This is a genomic window from Desulfofustis glycolicus DSM 9705 (assembly GCF_900130015.1).
Lineage (GTDB): Bacteria > Desulfobacterota > Desulfobulbia > Desulfobulbales > Desulfocapsaceae > Desulfofustis > Desulfofustis glycolicus.
In genome coordinates, this window is record NZ_FQXS01000007.1 from 88,272 (window position 1) to 104,632 (window position 16,361).

The following is a 16,361-nucleotide window of genomic DNA, read 5'->3' on the forward strand; positions in this document are numbered from 1 at the left end:
GAGTAGGTCCCTTGTGTCGGGGAGCCAAGAAATGCCCGGAGTGCTCGTTGTCGAAGAAGATCTGCAGTGCCTTGCATGGGGGAATTCAAACCAGCAGTTCGTGAAGGGGGCGCCTATCCGTTTTTCAGAGTGGATCTCTTCGCCGGCGGCGTCTCTCTGCGTGCCGCTGCTGTTGCCGGTTTTGATCGGCTGGTGCTTGTGGGCCGGGGCTTTTCAGCCCGTGGCTGCGCAATCGCCGGAGCCGGTTATCGTTGCCGCTGTTTTCGCCCGCACCGGGCACGGTAGCCTGCAGAGCTTGCCGAGTTATGACATGGTTCAGCTGGCGGCCAAAATGGTCAACGATCGCGGCGGCGTGCTCGGCAGGCCGATCAAGGTGCTCGAGTTTGACAGCAGCAGCACCGTGCTCGGGGCTCGCCGGGCAGCCCAGCAGGTCGTACAGGCCGATGTGCTGGCGGTCATCGGGCCGTCATGGAGCTCACAGGCCATGGTGATGGCACCGATCCTGCAAGCAGCAGGCATCCCAATGATTGCTACGACAGCGACGGCCAACGGGGTGACCGGGCTCGGCGATTATATCTTTCGGGTCTGCTACACCAACGATTTCCAGGCTGAGGCCTTGGCCCGGTTTGCCTGGGAAAACCTGGAAGCGCGCCGGATGGCGGTCCTGACCATTGCCGACGACATCTACAGCGAGACCCTGAGCGCCGAATTCATCGAGCGGTTTGCGGGTCGAGGTGGGCGGGTCGAGGTGCAGCTTCGGTACCTGCAGACCTCTGTCGATTTTGCCGAGCAGTTGACCGCGGTGCAGAGAGCTTCTCCGGATCTCGTTTTTGTCCCGGGGTATACCGGGGATGTCGGATTGATTCTCCGGCAGGCCCGCCGGATTGGCCTGACCATGCCCTTTCTCGGCGGCGACGGATGGACCGGCATCGAGCAAAATGCCCATCTCGGCCCGCTGCCGGGGGATAATTACCACACTTCGCACTGGCATCCGGCCATTGGCACGCCGTCCAGTCGCACCTTGCTGAGCGCCCTGGGCGCGCACTACGGCGACGAGGCGCTCGGCATGATGGATACCGGCAATGCGACCGAATATGACGCGCTCAATCTGTTTGTCGATGCCGTCAGGCGGGCCGGTCGTTTCGACCGTGCCGCCATTCGTGAAGCACTAGCGGCAACACGGTACTTTCCCGGCGCCAGCGGCACCATCTCCTTTCGGGGGTCGCGGGATCCGGCAAAGGCTATTGTCGTTCTGCGAATCACGAACGCCGGGGCGGCTTATGTCACGCGTATGGAGCCCCAGTGATGAGCGGGAGCATCGACGACCGAATCAAACGTGACATCTTGCTCACTTTTCTCGTTATCGCGCTGTTGTTCGTCGCCGTCGGCTTTTTCATGCAGCTTCGTTGGCGAAACGACCATATCGATACCGTCTACCAACTGCTCGATGCCATTGTCTCCACCGAGCAGAGTGATCTGGCCAACGAGTTGTTCGAGAGGCGAATTACGGCCCTGCGGCTGCGCCTGCAGGACATGGTCTCGCTGCAGCATGTGATTTCCATCAGCCTCTACGACATACAGTTCCGCAGATTGGTTCACGTCACCCAGAAAGGTGCTGCAGAGTCGGGCCGTCCGGCACCGGAGCTGCCCGCCGCCGATCTGCGTGCCGGTGGCGGCTACCGAGTGGCCGGCGGGTTCGACACCCTGTTTTTTACCCGGCAGATTCGAGCAATGGGCGAGAACATGGGCTGGCTGGCTATCGTCTACGACTTGTCCGTGCTGCGCGGGCAGTTGCGCATGTTTTTCATTTTTCTGTCGATTCTGCTGCTGGTGACGCTGTTGAGCATGTTGACCCTGTTGCGGTGGCGTTTGCGGCGGTTCGTTATTGCCCCGCTGCGTGAGCTTGGTGCTGCCGTAAGCTCGCTGGAGGCCGGTAGGCTTTTGCCGCTCGACAACCTCGAAGGCTCTGGTCGGGAGGTCGGGGGCCTCGCCAGGACCTTCCAGAGTATGACGGACCGGCTGAACCAGTCCTATCGGCGGCTGGACGAGACGAACCGGGCGCTGCGCGACAGCGAACAGCGATTCAAGTCGGTCTTCGATCATGCCCCGTATGCTATCGTCGTGACCAGTCTGGAAGACGGCAGGCTGCTTGACGCCAACGAGGTTTTCATTCGGCGATGGGGCATTAGCAAAGAGCCGTCTGGGAGGCTCAAACCGGACCGGCTGTCGATGGTGCCGCCGCGGGAAGCGGCGTCGATCCGGCGGGCAGTGATCAAAGAAGGCGGCGTCTTTAATCGGGATATGGAAATCTTGCGGCCGGATGGATCCTGGGAACAAATTCTGTTCTCCTCGGTTCCGATTACCTTTGGCAGTGAAGCCAGCATGTTGTCGATGACCGTCAACGTTACCGAACGCAGGAGGGCCGAGGACGAACTGCGGAAATCCCAGGAAAAATTCCGAACGCTCTTCGAGTTGTCCCCGGAGGCGATCTTGCTGGTCCACCTTGACAGTGAGGCGATCCATGACGTCAACAAGGCGTTTACCGGCCTCTACGGTTATTCCAGGGAGGAATGTCTCGGCAGGACCACGTTGGCGCTCGGCATCTATCAAGAGACCGCGGAGCGAGCGGCGATTTTTCGCCGGCTGCGTGCCGGCGAACATCTGGAAAACGCGGAGGTCGGTGTTCGTCATAAAAACGGGACGGCGCTGATCTGTTCGCTGTCCAGCATTACGTTGACGCTTGGCGGCGAGTCGTTTCTACTGACCGTGATGCGCAATATCACCGAAACGAGGCTGTTGCAGGAGATGATGGTGCAAACCGAGAAGATGGTTTCCATGGGCGGCATTGCCGCCGGTATCGCCCATGAGATCAACAACCCTTTGGGTATTATTCTCCAGGCTGCCCAGAATCTGGAAAATCGCACCAGGATTGATTTTGCCAAGAATCGTGCCGTTGCCGAGAGCGTCGGCCTCGACCTGGCACAAATGAATGAATATCTGCGGATCCGTAAGCTCGATCGATTTATCGGAGATATTCAGAGCGCCGCTCTCAGGGCTGCCGATATTGTACGGCATATGCTCGATTTCAGCCGGCGCAGCGATGCCAAGCGGGGACTCTGTGACCTAGAGCAATTGATTTATCAGGCACTGAGCCTGGCGCGCAGCGATTACGATTTGGAAAAATGTTACGACTTCAAAAAGATTCAGGTTGATGTCAGGGTTGCAGAGAACGTGCCCTCTATTTCCTGCATTGCGACCGAGATCGAGCAGGTTTTTCTCAATTTGCTGCGCAACGCTGCTCAGGCCATTGCCGAAGCCGAGCCGCCGGTGGTCTCGCCGCGTATCGATCTCTCCGTGACTGGTCTTTCCGGGGCGGTGCGGATCGTCATCGCGGACAATGGACCGGGTATGACCGAGGCGATTCGGCGCCGGATTTTCGAGCCGTTCTATACGACGAAGCCACCCGGAATTGGTACCGGCCTTGGCCTGTCCGTCTCCTATTTTATCATCACCCAGAGTCATCGCGGCCGGATGCGGGCGGAATCGCCGCCGGGAGGCGGGAGCCGCTTTATCATCGAGCTACCGGCGGATAGCGATCCGAAGGGTGAAATATGAGCACACTGCTGCCGAACGTGTTCATCGTTGAGGATGAACAGCAGATCAGGGAGCATATGCTGCTCTATTTCGAGGACTTCGATGAGTTTCGTGTCGATGCGGCAGAGAGCGGGGAGTTGGCTCTGGAGATGCTGGCCGGTGAACCGGCCGAGGTCTGCATCGTCGATATCAGATTGCCCGGTATGGATGGCGAGTCATTTATCCGTGCGGCGGCGGCGGCCGGGAACTGTCGTCGCTTCATCGTACATACCGGTTCGGTCGATCTGCCGGTCTCCGAACACCTCCGCTCAGTCGGCATCTCCGAACGGGACGTCTTTTTCAAACCGTGCGGGATGGACCTGATCCTGGCCAGGGTCCGTGAACTGCTCACGGAGTTGGCGGCCGACGATCAATCTGTCTGATCAACCGGTTGGCCGGGAAGCGTCGACCCCAGATTCTTTGGTCGAGTCTCTTCGGCTGGCTGTGGAAAAGAGGAGGGCGAGCAGGATAAACAGCGGAATAGCCAATTCAAAGATTTCTTCGTAGACTCGCAGGTAGGTTTTTGAGTCGTGGTACAGTGGCCTGAGCACATGCCGGATCGGGCCGGAAAAGCTGTCCAGTGTCTTGCTGACCACGGCCGTTCCGATCGCCGCTGCAATGGCCACCGATGGGGCCTGCCGGTGGCGTACGGCACGGAAGAATGACGGCGCAGCGCGCCAGACGAAACGCAGTACGACGATCAGCAGCAAAATCATCACGACGGAGACCACGGCTTTTTCACCGGCCGGGACGTCGGGGCTCAGGTAATAACGGGATTTGAGTACCCCCATCGTCGTGAAACGGGCATGTGCGTCCAACTCGCGCAGCAGCAACAGGACGACCATCAGTCCGGCCGTCAGGTGCCAGCGCGGATTGTCCCGGAAGCTGCGCGCCAGCAGCCAGAACGCGGCGATCAGATAGAGTACTGCTGTTGCCGATTCCACCGATCCATTTTCACGCACCAGCGCGGCTCCCGTCTCCGCCGGCAACAGGCTTGCCGCCACGGCGACCAGGAAGATGCCGATGCCGATCAATACGAGCAATTTCAGATAATTATCAAAATGCCTGTTCATTGTTGAGCAGTCCTCATGGTTCCGGTTCGAGACCGCCGTGCCCGTGTGACAGGGCTGCCGGCCGGGGTGGTGGTTTTAGCGGGCGTCGACGATCATGAGCACCGTTGTACCATGTTTTCGTTGAGATTCAACATTTCCGATTGATCAAGCATGGCCGACAGGCCGGCCCGCGTCTGTTCGTCGGTCTCGGGAAAATGTGCAAGGCAGGCGACGGAAACCTTGTAAAATCTATCGCTATCAGCTAGCATTTCGACGTTGTCACCCGTGGCTTGACGGCTTTGTGAAAATCAGTTCAGGCAGTGCCGGTAAGCCTCCTCGCTGGCAGGAATCTACAGGTTGGCCGGTCTGATCAGGCGGTTTTTACGAAACATCTGCTTCCGTGGAAATGATGTCGAACCATTCCGCGGATTCCCGACGTTTTTGTTCGGCGTGGCATCGCGATGAAACGACAGAAAACGGTGTACTGGTTGCAAGGGGGCGGCTGCGGTGGGGATACTTTCTCCTTTCTCAGCAGTGAGTTCCCCAATATCATCGAGTTATTTCGAAGACTCGAGCTTGAGTTGCTGTGGCATCCCTCGCTTTCCAACCTGTCGCCGGCGGAGCACGCGCGACTCCTTGCCGACATCCTGGCCGGTGAGCAGCCGCTGGATATCCTGATGGTTGAGGGGTCGGTGATCTGCGGGCCGGCCGGTACCGGGATGTTCGATACCAAAGATGGTCAGCCCAAAAAAGAAATGATCTACAATCTTGCCGGTCAGGCCGGCTTGGTCATGGCGGTCGGCACCTGCGCCTGTTTCGGCGGATTCGGCAACGACCAGGTGATCGAGGCCATTGGACTGCAATTCGCCAGGAAACAGCGGGGCGGACTGCTCGGCAGCGATTTCCGCTCGGCCAGTGGCCAGCCGGTCATCAATCTGGCCGGTTGCCCCTGCCACCATGATGTGATTGCCGGGGCCTTGATCTCGGCGGCCAGCGGCGTCAATCTTGAACTCGATCAATATCAGCGGCCCATCGAATGGTTCGGTACCACTGTGCACCAGGGCTGTACCCGCAACGAGTATCACGAATATCGGGTGGAAGAGTCCGATTTCGGTGAGTTGGGCTGTCTTTTCTTCCACATGGGCTGCGCCGGGCCGCTGGTTCCGGGACCGTGCAATAAGCTGTTGTGGAATCAGCAATCTTCCAAGCCGCGTGCCGGCGTGCCGTGTTTCGGCTGCACCGATCCCGACTTTCCACGAGCCACGCCGTTTTTCCAGACCCCCAATATCGAAGGGATTCCGATCTCGTTGCCGATGGGGGTCAATCGTGCCCATTACATGGTCTACAAGGGCATGGCCGCTGCGGCGGCGCCGGACCATCTGAAAAAGCGCACATCCAAAGTATAATCAAGAGCTAAAGGCGACAACCTATGAGCATAGTCACCCGGGGAGTCAATATTCCCCTCAACCGGGCCGAGGGCGACTTGGAGGTTCGGGTCGAGATCGAAGACGGTGTCGTTGCCGAGGCTTGGAGTGCCGGTACGATGTATCGCGGTTTTGAGGCGATGATGCGTGGTCGCGGAGCACTGGACGGTCTGGTTGTGACGCCCCGGGTCTGCGGTATCTGCAGCCTGACCCATCTGTCCGCCGCGGTTGCGGCGCTGGATGCGATCGCCGGCGTGGAGCCGCCCGACAATGCCTGGCGGCTCCGTAACCTGGCGTTGATGATGGAAACCATCCAGAGCGACGTTCGGCAGAGTATCCTGATGTTTATGGTCGATTTCGCCAACCGGCAGGCCTATCATGACCTGCCGCTGCTGGAGGATGCCTGTGAGCGCTACAGCCCGCTGGCCGGCCGGGCAGCGATCGAGGTGGTTCGAGAGACCAAGCGGCTGTTGCAGGGGGTGGCGATCATCGGGGGCCAGTGGCCCCATACGTCGTTCATGGTGCCCGGTGGAGTCACCTCGATGCCTGACGTGTCGAAAATCTTGCAGTGCCGGATCATCATCGAGCGCTTTATCGCCTGGTATGAGCGGACCATTCTCGGCTGCAGCCTGGAGCGCTGGCAGCAGGTCGGCAGCGTGACCGATCTGGAGAACTGGCTGGAAGAGAATGATGCCCACCAGGACAGCGAACTCGGTTTCTTCCTGCGCATCGCCCGGCAGTCCGACCTGCACCTGCTGGGTCGGGGGCCGAACCGGTTTCTCTCGTATGGCAACCTGGTGCTGCCGGAAGACACCACGGTCGGCGGTTTCGACGGCAAGGTATCGCGGGCCGGCTGGGCCGAGGGCGCCGAGGTCTTCCCGTTGGACGCCGGTAAGATCACCGAAGATACCTCCCACTCCTGGTTCGCTCCGGGCAAACCACCACTTCACCCCTTCGACGGCGAGACCAAGCCGTATGCTTCGGGACACAGCGGCCAGGTCTATTCCTGGGTCAAGGCTCCACGTTACGACGGCCAGGTGGCGGAGACCGGGCCGCTGGCCGAGATGATCATCGACGGCCGGCCCCTGTTCAAAGACCTGATCGAGCGGCAAGGGCCGAGCGTTTTTGCCCGGCAGTTGGCGCGGTTTGTCCGTCCTGCCGCGCTGCTGCCGCCGATGAGGGTGTGGGCCGACGAGTTGCGGCAGCATTGTATGGACCTGTTCTACCGCTCGGTCAAGATGATTCCCGACGGTGAAGGGGTCGGCATGGTGGAAGCGGCGCGAGGCGCGCTGGGCCATTGGGTCAAGGTCCGGGACGAGAAGATCAGTCACTACCAGATAATTACCCCGACTGCATGGAACGGATCGCCGCGGGATAGCGAAGGACGGCGCGGCGCCTGGGAGGAAGCGCTCATCGGCACACCGATTGCCGATCAGGCCAACCCGGTGGCGGCCGGACACGTGGTGCGCTCCTTCGACCCCTGTCTGGTCTGTGCCGTTCACTGTTTGCAGAGCGGGCGCCGCACTGGGCGGATGAAGATCGACAGCAACCGGTGAAGGCGACGATCATCTGTATCGGCAACCGATTCGTACCGGCGGATGCGGCCGGTCCGACGGTATACGATCGGCTGCGAGAGCTTGCTCTGCCAACCGGTGAGATCGACCTCGTCGACGGTGGCCTGCAGGGACTGAACCTGTTGCCACTGCTTGAGCGCGGTGGGAGGGTGGTGTTTGTCGATGCGGTCAGCGGTTTTGTCGATAACGACGCCGATCGGCTCGTCCTGCTCGACGGTGCTGAGATTTCGACCTGGCCGGAGCAACATCGGTTCGACCATGGGGCCGGCATCGGTTACCTGCTGGCCGTCCTGCCGCAGGTCTGCGACGGAGAGATGCCCCGGGAGATCGCCGTGGTCGGCATTGAAGGGACATATGATGCGCAGCTGATCGAACGGGCCGCCCGGCTCAGCATCGAGGTGGCGCGCCACGGTTTACAGGGAAGCCGGTGATGGAAAAGAGCCGCGAAGAATTGCAGCAGGAAATCAATATGCTCCGCCAGGAGATCCGTGTGGCCAGGGAGGCGGCGCAGACCACCGCCGACTTCGTGGTTCGCCAGTTCGAGCAGACGGAGCGGATGCTGCACCGTTTCCAGGTCGCCAATGCCGAGCGCCAGGCCGTTCTCGACGCCGCCACCCAATTGTCGATCGTCGCTACCGATCTGGACGGCACCATCCGGTTGTTCAGTAAGGGCGCCGCTACCCTGCTCGGCTATCGGCCGACGGAGATGATCGGCGAGCGAACCATTCTCTCCCTGCACCTGCCCGAAGAACTGCAACGCTATGGTGAAAAGATCAGCGGTGTAGGCGGGTCTGTGCTGCGGGGCATGGAGGTCTTCGACCAGATCGTCAAACAGAAGCAGAGCCGGGCTCGGGAGTGGGTCTACTTGCGCAAGGACGGCACTCATCTGCCGGTGAGCCTGTCGGTAACTCAGCTGCTCAATCCGGACGGCCGGGTGGCCGGTTACCTGTTTGCGGCGATGGATATGACCCTGCAGAAAGAGATGGAGGGAGCATTGATCGAGGCCAAGGAAGCGGCGGAGTCGGCCAATGCCTCCAAGGGCGATTTCCTCGCCAGGATGAGCCACGAGATCCGCACACCGATGAACGGCATCATCGGCATGGCTTCCTTGCTGGAGAAGACAGCGCTCGAATCAAAACAGCGTAACTACGTTGAAAAACTGATCGGCTCGGCCAACACCCTGCTCCATCTGATCAACGATATCCTCGATTTTTCCAAGATTGATGCCGGCCGGCTGCATCTGGAAAAAGTGGTTTTCAATCTCGAAGACATTCTCGGCAACGTCGCCAATGTCGTCGGTATGCAGGCCGAGAAGAAAGGGCTGGAATTTCTCTTTCGCGTCGATCCGCAGGTGCCCCATCAATTGATCGGCGACCCGCTGCGCCTTGGCCAGATCCTAATGAATCTGGCCGGTAATGCGGTGAAATTCACCGAGCACGGAGAAATCGTCATATCCGTCGGGGTCGAACGGCGCCAGGGCAACGACTTGGGGATTCGTTTCTCGGTGAAAGACAGCGGCATCGGCCTGGCCATGGAACAGATCGGCTCCCTGTTTTCCGCCTTCAGCCAGGCCGACGATTCCATCACTCGCAGATATGGCGGCACCGGTCTGGGACTGGCCATCTGCAAGCAATTGACCGAGCTAATGGGCGGTACGATCCGGGTCGAGAGCGAGCCGGGCAAGGGCGCCGAGTTTATCTTTACCGCCCGCTTGCAGTGCCCGGAGCGGCAATCGCTGGCCCGGCCGAAACTGCTCGAGCAATTGGGCGGTTTGCGGGCGCTTGTCGTCGACGACAATTCGATCGCGCGCGACGTGCTCGCCTCGATGCTGCGTTCCCTGAGAATCGAGGTCGACACCGCGGTCGACGGGGAATCGGCCATAGCCCTGCTCGAAGAGCAGACCCGGGCGGGGCAATCCTATGACGTGATCCTGCTCGATTGGATAATGCCCGGCATCGACGGGATCGAAACAGCCCGACGGATCAAGGCCAACGCCGAAATCGCCCGTATCCCGGCTATGCTGATGGTTACCGCCAACGCCCGCGAGGATGCCTATGTCGAAGCCAAGAATGCCGGTCTCGACGCGTTTTTGCTCAAGCCGGTCTATGCCTCGATCATGCACGATACCCTGCTCGATATCATAGGGGTGGAAACCGATTCCGAAGTTAGCGGAGGTACGGAACGAAATCAGCAGGTCGACCTGGGCGACATCAGCGGGGCCCGCATCCTGCTGGTTGACGACAATATTATCAACCAGGAGGTTGCCGCCGAATTCCTGCGCAACGTCAGCATGGCGGTAACAATCGCCGGCAACGGCCGTCAGGCCCTGCAGGCGCTGGAAGAACAATCTTTCGACCTAGTCCTCATGGATATCCAGATGCCGGAGATGGACGGCCTCGAAGCGACCCGGCGGATCCGTCGTAAACCGCTCCACCGCGACCTGCCGATCATCGCGATGACCGCCCACGCGATGACCGGTGATCGCGACAAAAGCTTGGCAGCGGGCATGAATGACCATATCACCAAGCCAATCGACCAGAAAATTCTCTACCAGGCGCTCAAGCAGTGGATTCGGCCCACAAACGGCACAATGGCAGCCGGTCGGGAGGAGCCGGTGGCGGAGTCGGCCGATGGCTGCGTCCTGCCGGAACTTCCGGGGATCGACAGCGAGCAGGCGATCCGGATACTCAACGGCAGTACGTCCCTGTTTCGCAAGATGCTTTATGAGTTCAAGCATGAATATGCATTGCTGCCGACTCGCCTGAGAGAGTTGTCCGAGACCGGACAATGGGAGCAGATAGCTGTCTACGCCCACACCGTTAAGGGGATTGCCGGCTATATCGGGGCCCCGGACCTGGGAGCGACGGCCCGGGAATTGGAAGAGCTGTTAAAGGAGCAGCGCCGCGACGAGGCCGGTGGTCTGCTGCCGGTCTTTATCGATGCGCTCGATTCCGTGCTGTCAGCTCTGTCGGCGCTGCCGCCGCTGGAACCGAAAACGGCTGACGGGGACCGGCCGGAGGATCTCGACATCGACCGGAAACTGGAGATTCTGCACGAGTTGGTCGGCCAGTTGGAACGGGGAGAAGCGGCGGCCGAACAGATTTTCGACGATATCAAGGGGCTACTTTCCGGGGCTGGGGTCGACGAATTACTTGGCACGATTGGTGCTGCGATTGATGATATAGAATACGATGATGCGGCTGCTTTGACCCGTGAATTGCTGCAGCATATGGAACACCGGACGGACTGACAAGATGATATTCGATAACCCGCGTATTTTGATCGTCGATGATGAGAAAATGAACCTCAAGGTCCTCGCCGACCTGCTCAAGGATGAGTATGTCCCGGTGCTGGCCCGCAACGGCGACCAGGCGATTCAGCATGCGCTCAGCGAGACGCCGCCGGACCTGATCCTGCTCGATGTGATCATGCCGCAGATGGGTGGATACGAGGTTATCAAGTATCTGAAAAACAACGATAAGACCAAGAATATCCCGGTGATTTTCGTTACCGCGCTCAGCTCTATCGAAGATGAGGAATTCGGATTGCGGCTCGGCGCCGTCGATTATATCACCAAACCGTTTTCCCCGCCGATCGTCAAAATCCGCATTCGCAACCATCTGCGCATTATCCACCAGTACAAACTGCTCGATCAGCTGGCGCATCTCGACGGGTTGACCGAGATCTGCAACCGACGGCGCTTTGAAGAAGAATTCAAAAAAGAATGGGAGCGTTCGCTGCGGAGCGGCAGTCCGTTCTCGCTGGCAATGATTGATGTCGACTATTTCAAGCAGTACAACGATCACTACGGCCATGCGATGGGGGATCTTGCCCTGCAACGGATTGCCAAGGCCCTCTCCGACGTGCTGCGCCGGCCGGCCGACTTCATTGCCCGGTATGGCGGTGAAGAGTTCGTGATGCTGATGCCGGAGACCGATCATGAAGGAGCGATGCAGGTGGCCCGGTACTCACTGAAAAAGATTGCCGACCTGAATATCGTCCATCACCATTCCCGGGCGGCCGATTACGTGACGGTCAGTATCGGCCTGTCCACCATCCACCCGGCCATTGCTTCTTCTCATAAGACCTTTCTGGCCACCGCCGACCAGAACCTTTATCGGGCCAAGGAGGGAGGCCGCAATCGGGTGGTCGGCAGCGTTATCAGAGGGGAGACCGTGCTGCCGCTATCGGCGTAACAGAACCAGGGGACTGAGAAGAGGGATCTTTCCTCCCTCTCTCCCATCCATCCATCTCAGGCAATCCCGGAAGATTTTCGGGGCTGTTTTTTCAATGCCCGGCGGTAGCTTGCACCGAGATGACAACGGCTGCTGCAGAACAGTTCAACCCCCGCTGGCCGTTTATTCAGGGGAATATCGCTGTTGCGCTGGTGCGACCCTTGTCGAAGAATTTTTGTCGGCTGTGTTTGCTTTGCAGGAAAAATTCGTTACAGCGCCCCTATGGCGCGTAGTGCCCGACCCACTTCCTCTTTGCCCTGTTCGGACAACGGCGTCTGCGGTTCCAGCGGATCGCCGACCGGATAGCCCTGCAATTGCAATCCTCCCTTGATGCAGGCGGCCAGATTGTAGCGGGCAAAGGCCTGGTTCAAGCCCCATAGCCGTCGTTGCCGCTCCATGGCGGTTTGCCAGTCACCGCTGCGGCACAATTCGTACAACTCCACACTTTGCGCCGGTGCCAGGCAGGCCGGCCCGGCCATCCAGCCGACTCCGCCGATCATCATCACGCAGGCCGGGATATGTGATGAGGCGGCAAAGACCTGCATCCGTCCCTCAACCCGATTGATAATCGACAGCAACCGGCCGGTATTGAACGAGGCATCTTTGATGTAACCGATATTGGCAACGTGACTGAGTCGTTCAATGGTCGGCAGACTTAGATCGGAACGCTGGAAGTTGGGGTTGGTGTAGAGTACGACGGGCAGCGAAACGCTATCGGCAATCGCTTTGAAATAGTGGTAGACCCCATCTTCAGAGATTGGGAAATAGGCCTCGAGGATGGCCAGTATACCGTCGCAGCCGAGATTTTCAAATTCGCGTGCCTGCCGGGTTGCATCGTCGATGGTAGTCGAGGCGACGCCGGCGATTACCGGCACTCGGCCCGCTGCGGCGGCGATTACGACCTCGACGATGCGCCGGCGCTGTGTCCAGGACAGGTAAGCGAATTCGCCGGTCGAGCCGAGCGGTGTCAGCCCATGGACGCCGGCCTTGATGAGATCATCACAGAGCCGTGTCAGCACGTCTTCGATGATGTCGCCGGCAGGGGTGATCGGTGAAACGATATAGGGAAAGACGCCGTGGAAATGGTCGGTGGACATGGAGACTCCTGGTTTGATTGTGGGTGTGCGCCGGGGTAAGCAGATAGCGTGCCGGTCCTGCAGTGTCCGATATGCATCGCGTCAAGTAAGTATACCGCGCCGGGAGCGCACGGGCAAGACGGCGCTCACCGGCGGGGGTGAACGGTCGGTGTTTTTCAGGGACGATCCGGCGGGAGTTTGATGCGGTGGATGTTCTTGACGGATCGGCGTTCAATGACGGTCTTGATTCCTGATGCGGAGGTCAGGACGATTCGGTCGGGATGGATGGTCAACTCAGTTGACTCGAGGTCACCGCCCGAATAAAGCTCGACAATGTAATAAAAACGATCGGCGGCAGCGGGATGGAGTGCGTTTTCCCGTTCATCCCGGCGCGCGGCCTCAAGCTTCTGCCGGGCGCGGGCGATCATCTCCGGTGTGGCGACGATATCCCGCGGCCCCCCCGTGCTTGATTGTCCGGAATCCGTTTCCTGCTGCTCGGTGAACGGTAGCTTCCCTGAAGACTCGATAATACGGTGATAATCGATGTCGGTCAGGACGATACCGGCAATGACGGCAAAAAAGAGTACCGGTTTGATCGGGATGCCGAAAACGGTGACGGGTTGGGCTGGTTTTGTCATGAGGTGGCGGTGGTAGCCGGAGTCGCTCGACAGTCGGTTGTCTTTTGTACGTTCTTCTGCTATACGATGATACATACGAGTTGCGAAAAAATCCACCGGGAAGGCACAATGATTATCAGGGCACAACGGGCGGAAGTTCGGCAAAAAGCATCCTGGCTGGTTGCCGAGGCGCTCCGCCAGGCCATCGGTGCCCGCGATCTGGCGGTGCTTGGTGTCGTAGGCGGTTCCAGCGTCGGGCCGGTTCTCGCGCAACTCGGCCGGGAGTTGGTAGACTGGAAACGAGTGCATCTGTTCATGGTCGATGAACGATTGGTGCCGCTCGATCACCCGGACAGCAACTTTCAACTCGTTTCATCTTTTGTACAGCCGTATTTCCCGCCGGACAACCTGCACCCCTTTCGCTATGACCCGGAAGACGGCCCGGCCGCGCTAGAGCGCTACCACCAGTTGCTCACGGATTTCGGTGGCTGTTTCGATGTGTCGCTGCTGTCGGCCGGGGCTGATGGGCATATCGCCTCGCTGTTTCCCAACCACGAGACGATTCGCAGCACTGCACCGTTTTTTCTGCTGACCGGGACAGCCCCGAAACCGCCGCCTGGTCGGATGAGCGCTTCACCACGGTTGATTGGTGCTTCGGGCACCGCCGTACTACTCTTTGTCGGGCACGAAAAACGGGCGGCGTTTCACGACTACCTCAATGAAGAAGGCCCCATAGAGCAGTGTCCGGCACGATTGATCAAAGGGGTGCAGGAACATTTTGTCCTGACCGATTGTGGAGATGAACTATGACGAAGCCGGAACCACAGATGATCGTTATCTTCGGAGCTACCGGAGACCTGGCCAGGAGGAAGCTACTGCCGGGCTTGCTGCGATTGCTCAGGCGTGGCGAGGTGACCGATGGCATGCCGATTGTCTGCCTCGGCCGCCGAGATATCTTGCCGTCCGATTTTCTTGAGAGACTGCAGGTTGAGCGGTTTCTGCCGGGTGACGAGCCGGAACTGATTGAGCGTTTCTCACGGCTGCTCCACTATCGGCAGTTCGATCTGCAGACCGGAACGGCCGAGCAGTTGACCGAGGTGCTGCAGGCGGTTGCGCGAGATTACCGGTGCGGCGGCAATAAACTCTTTTATCTGGCCCTGCCGACCGGCGCCTTTGGTGCCGTTGCCGACTTGATCAAACCGCTGGTAAGCGGAGACGGCTGGCTGCGGGTGGTTTTTGAAAAACCGTTCGGTGCAGATCTCGATTCGGCCAAGCGCTTGAATGATTCGATTTCCGCGGTGCTGCGTGAGGAGGATATCTTTCGCGTCGATCACTATCTGGGCAAGGAGTTGGTACAGAACATTCTCTTCCTGCGGTTTGCCAATGAGATTTTTTGCTGTGCCTGGAACCGGGATGCCATCGACAACGTGCAGATTACCGTCAGCGAAACCCTCGGGGTGGAAGAACGGGCCGGTTACTATGATCACAGCGGGGCAATCCGTGACATGCTGCAAAACCACCTGTTGCAATTACTCTCGTTTACCGCCATGGAACCGCCGACCAGCAATGATCCCGACGCGATCCGCGACGAGGCCGCCCGCGTCGTCGAACATCTTCGCCCACCTGAGACTGCGGACGTAGTTCTCGGCCAATACGGTGCCGGACGGATCGGTGATCGGGACATCCGCGCCTATCGCGACGAGGACGGTGTGGCGCCGGAGTCCGTTACCGAGACGTATGTGGCCCTGCGTACCTTCGTCGATACACCGCGCTGGCAGGGGGTGCCGTTCTATCTGCGCACCGGCAAGCGGCTCGCCCACCGCTATGCGGAGATCAGGATCGTTTATAAACAGCACCGCTGCGATGGTCTGGATACGCCTGGCCGGGCGAATATGATCGTCATCAGGATTCAGCCGGATGAGGGTATTGCCCTGGCGTTTAATGTACGAAAACCGGGATCGGACAACGAGGCGGAATCGGTATTGATGGATTTTTGCCACCATTGTCACTTTGGTCCCAATACGCCGGAAGCCTACGAGGCGATCATGGCCAGTGCCATGCGTGGAGATACGCTGCTTTTCACCCGTTGGGACTGGTTGCGGGCCAGTTGGCGGTTTATCGACCGCCTCAGAGCGGTGGCCCCGCCGGTGGTCGCCTACCAGCCCGGCTCCACCGGACCTGCCGAGGGTGAGCGCCTTCCGGAGGCTGATCAACGAGCCTGGGTGGAGACAACTCCCGCTACCCGCCGGGTCAGCGTCGATCCGTCAGCTGTCCGACCGACTATCTTGTCCATGCAGGCGAATCGGGAACGAGGGTAAACGAAAGAGCGTTGACACACATGTAGTACCAGGGTAGTTTTGGCAGGTGGCACTTTGACAATCAATTAATTAATTAATGGCCACAAGAGGAGTGCGTGCTGATACATTGTGGTATTTGTAACTACGCCAATTTTGGTGCATATGTTGTTTATTGCGGTTGCTTTTACCGTGTCGATCTGTCACTATGCACAGGCGTTTTTTTTAGGTCAGTGGTATGGAATAACCGGAGCCTGCCGAACGATCAATCGCTGGTCGGTACGGGTCGTCAGCGGGACCGGATGCGGCCGAGAATTGCATGATCGCGGTGATCGTCGGAGCAGCAGTGTCGGCCCGGTGTTACCGCGAGGTACCGACCGGGTGGAATAAGCGGCGTGTGTCTGTCGGGATGCACCGAGGGCCGGCCCGCCCATCGGGCGATTTGGTTGGAACCAT

Annotated in this window: 13 protein-coding genes; 10 read left to right on the forward strand and 3 right to left on the reverse strand. The window is 59.3% G+C overall.

Translation table 11 applies throughout. The features are described 5' to 3' along the window. Positions 1-31: 31 nt before the first annotated feature. From BUC26_RS07665 to BUC26_RS07675, 3 genes are read left to right on the forward strand one after another with little or no spacing between them, the layout of a single operon-like run. Entirely contained in the window at positions 32-1,306 is a 1,275-nt protein-coding gene (locus tag BUC26_RS07665; RefSeq protein WP_073374906.1) for an ABC transporter substrate-binding protein, read from the forward strand. After that, a complete protein-coding gene (locus BUC26_RS07670; protein ID WP_073374907.1) occupies positions 1,306-3,615 on the forward strand; it encodes a HAMP domain-containing histidine kinase in 2,310 nt (769 codons plus the stop codon). Before BUC26_RS07665 ends, BUC26_RS07670 begins: the two co-directional genes overlap by 1 nt. After that, positions 3,612-4,016 (forward strand): response regulator, encoded by a 405-nt coding sequence (locus BUC26_RS07675; RefSeq protein WP_073374909.1) that lies wholly within the window; start codon positions 3,612-3,614, stop codon positions 4,014-4,016. The genes BUC26_RS07670 and BUC26_RS07675 overlap by 4 nt, the downstream gene beginning before the upstream one ends. Here the strand turns inward: BUC26_RS07675 and BUC26_RS07680 are convergent, their stop codons facing one another. Beyond that, complete coding sequence (locus BUC26_RS07680; protein WP_073374911.1) at positions 4,017-4,706, reverse strand: hypothetical protein; 690 nt, start codon at positions 4,704-4,706, stop codon at positions 4,017-4,019. Between the two features lie 440 nt (positions 4,707-5,146). Between BUC26_RS07680 and BUC26_RS07685 the strand changes: the two genes are divergently transcribed. The 5 genes from BUC26_RS07685 to BUC26_RS07705 are packed head-to-tail and all read left to right on the forward strand — an operon-like array spanning position 5,147 to position 11,879. Next, entirely contained in the window at positions 5,147-6,091 is a 945-nt protein-coding gene (locus BUC26_RS07685) for an NADH-quinone oxidoreductase subunit B family protein (RefSeq protein WP_073374913.1), read from the forward strand. A 23-nt stretch (positions 6,092-6,114) separates the two neighbouring features. Then, positions 6,115-7,665 carry a nickel-dependent hydrogenase large subunit gene (locus tag BUC26_RS07690; protein ID WP_073374915.1) on the forward strand — a complete coding sequence of 517 codons (1,551 nt, stop codon included), beginning with the start codon at positions 6,115-6,117 and terminating at the stop codon, positions 7,663-7,665. Further along, on the forward strand, positions 7,662-8,114 hold the full coding sequence (locus tag BUC26_RS07695) for a hydrogenase maturation protease (RefSeq protein WP_073374917.1): 453 nt from the start codon (positions 7,662-7,664) through the stop codon (positions 8,112-8,114). Before BUC26_RS07690 ends, BUC26_RS07695 begins: the two co-directional genes overlap by 4 nt. Next, positions 8,114-10,933: a PAS domain-containing hybrid sensor histidine kinase/response regulator gene (locus BUC26_RS07700; protein ID WP_073374919.1), complete on the forward strand. Its 2,820-nt coding sequence runs from the start codon at positions 8,114-8,116 to the stop codon at positions 10,931-10,933. Before BUC26_RS07695 ends, BUC26_RS07700 begins: the two co-directional genes overlap by 1 nt. A gap of 4 nt (positions 10,934-10,937) precedes the next feature. After that, positions 10,938-11,879 carry a diguanylate cyclase domain-containing protein gene (locus tag BUC26_RS07705; RefSeq protein ID WP_073374920.1) on the forward strand — a complete coding sequence of 314 codons (942 nt, stop codon included), beginning with the start codon at positions 10,938-10,940 and terminating at the stop codon, positions 11,877-11,879. A gap of 248 nt (positions 11,880-12,127) precedes the next feature. Here BUC26_RS07705 and BUC26_RS07710 read toward each other — a convergent pair whose 3' ends face one another. After that, positions 12,128-13,015, reverse strand: a complete 888-nt coding sequence (locus BUC26_RS07710; RefSeq protein WP_073374922.1) for a dihydrodipicolinate synthase family protein — start codon at positions 13,013-13,015, stop codon at positions 12,128-12,130. A 155-nt stretch (positions 13,016-13,170) separates the two neighbouring features. Beyond that, positions 13,171-13,632: a hypothetical protein gene (locus BUC26_RS07715; protein ID WP_084540529.1), complete on the reverse strand. Its 462-nt coding sequence runs from the start codon at positions 13,630-13,632 to the stop codon at positions 13,171-13,173. Between the two features lie 108 nt (positions 13,633-13,740). On the opposite strand from BUC26_RS07715, the gene pgl reads away from it, so the two are divergent. Further along, on the forward strand, positions 13,741-14,421 hold the full coding sequence (gene pgl / locus BUC26_RS07720; protein WP_073374926.1) for a 6-phosphogluconolactonase: 681 nt from the start codon (positions 13,741-13,743) through the stop codon (positions 14,419-14,421). Continuing rightward, a complete protein-coding gene (zwf, locus tag BUC26_RS07725) occupies positions 14,418-15,929 on the forward strand; it encodes a glucose-6-phosphate dehydrogenase (RefSeq protein WP_073374928.1) in 1,512 nt (503 codons plus the stop codon). The genes pgl and zwf overlap by 4 nt, the downstream gene beginning before the upstream one ends. Positions 15,930-16,361: the final 432 nt, after the last annotated feature.

Excerpts from the sequence above, each read along its gene's own strand:
- BUC26_RS07665 (WP_073374906.1), top strand. The coding sequence starts at position 32 with ATGCCCGGAGTGCTCGTTGTCGAAGAAGATCTGCAGTGCCTTGCATGG.
- BUC26_RS07670 (WP_073374907.1), top strand. The coding sequence starts at position 1,306 with ATGAGCGGGAGCATCGACGACCGAATCAAACGTGACATCTTGCTCACT.
- BUC26_RS07675 (WP_073374909.1), top strand. The coding sequence starts at position 3,612 with ATGAGCACACTGCTGCCGAACGTGTTCATCGTTGAGGATGAACAGCAG.
- BUC26_RS07680 (WP_073374911.1), bottom strand. The coding sequence starts at position 4,706 with ATGAACAGGCATTTTGATAATTATCTGAAATTGCTCGTATTGATCGGC.
- BUC26_RS07685 (WP_073374913.1), top strand. The coding sequence starts at position 5,147 with ATGAAACGACAGAAAACGGTGTACTGGTTGCAAGGGGGCGGCTGCGGT.
- BUC26_RS07690 (WP_073374915.1), top strand. The coding sequence starts at position 6,115 with ATGAGCATAGTCACCCGGGGAGTCAATATTCCCCTCAACCGGGCCGAG.
- BUC26_RS07700 (WP_073374919.1), top strand. The coding sequence starts at position 8,114 with ATGGAAAAGAGCCGCGAAGAATTGCAGCAGGAAATCAATATGCTCCGC.
- BUC26_RS07705 (WP_073374920.1), top strand. The coding sequence starts at position 10,938 with ATGATATTCGATAACCCGCGTATTTTGATCGTCGATGATGAGAAAATG.
- BUC26_RS07710 (WP_073374922.1), bottom strand. The coding sequence starts at position 13,015 with ATGTCCACCGACCATTTCCACGGCGTCTTTCCCTATATCGTTTCACCG.
- BUC26_RS07715 (WP_084540529.1), bottom strand. The coding sequence starts at position 13,632 with ATGACAAAACCAGCCCAACCCGTCACCGTTTTCGGCATCCCGATCAAA.
- pgl (WP_073374926.1), top strand. The coding sequence starts at position 13,741 with ATGATTATCAGGGCACAACGGGCGGAAGTTCGGCAAAAAGCATCCTGG.
- zwf (WP_073374928.1), top strand. The coding sequence starts at position 14,418 with ATGACGAAGCCGGAACCACAGATGATCGTTATCTTCGGAGCTACCGGA.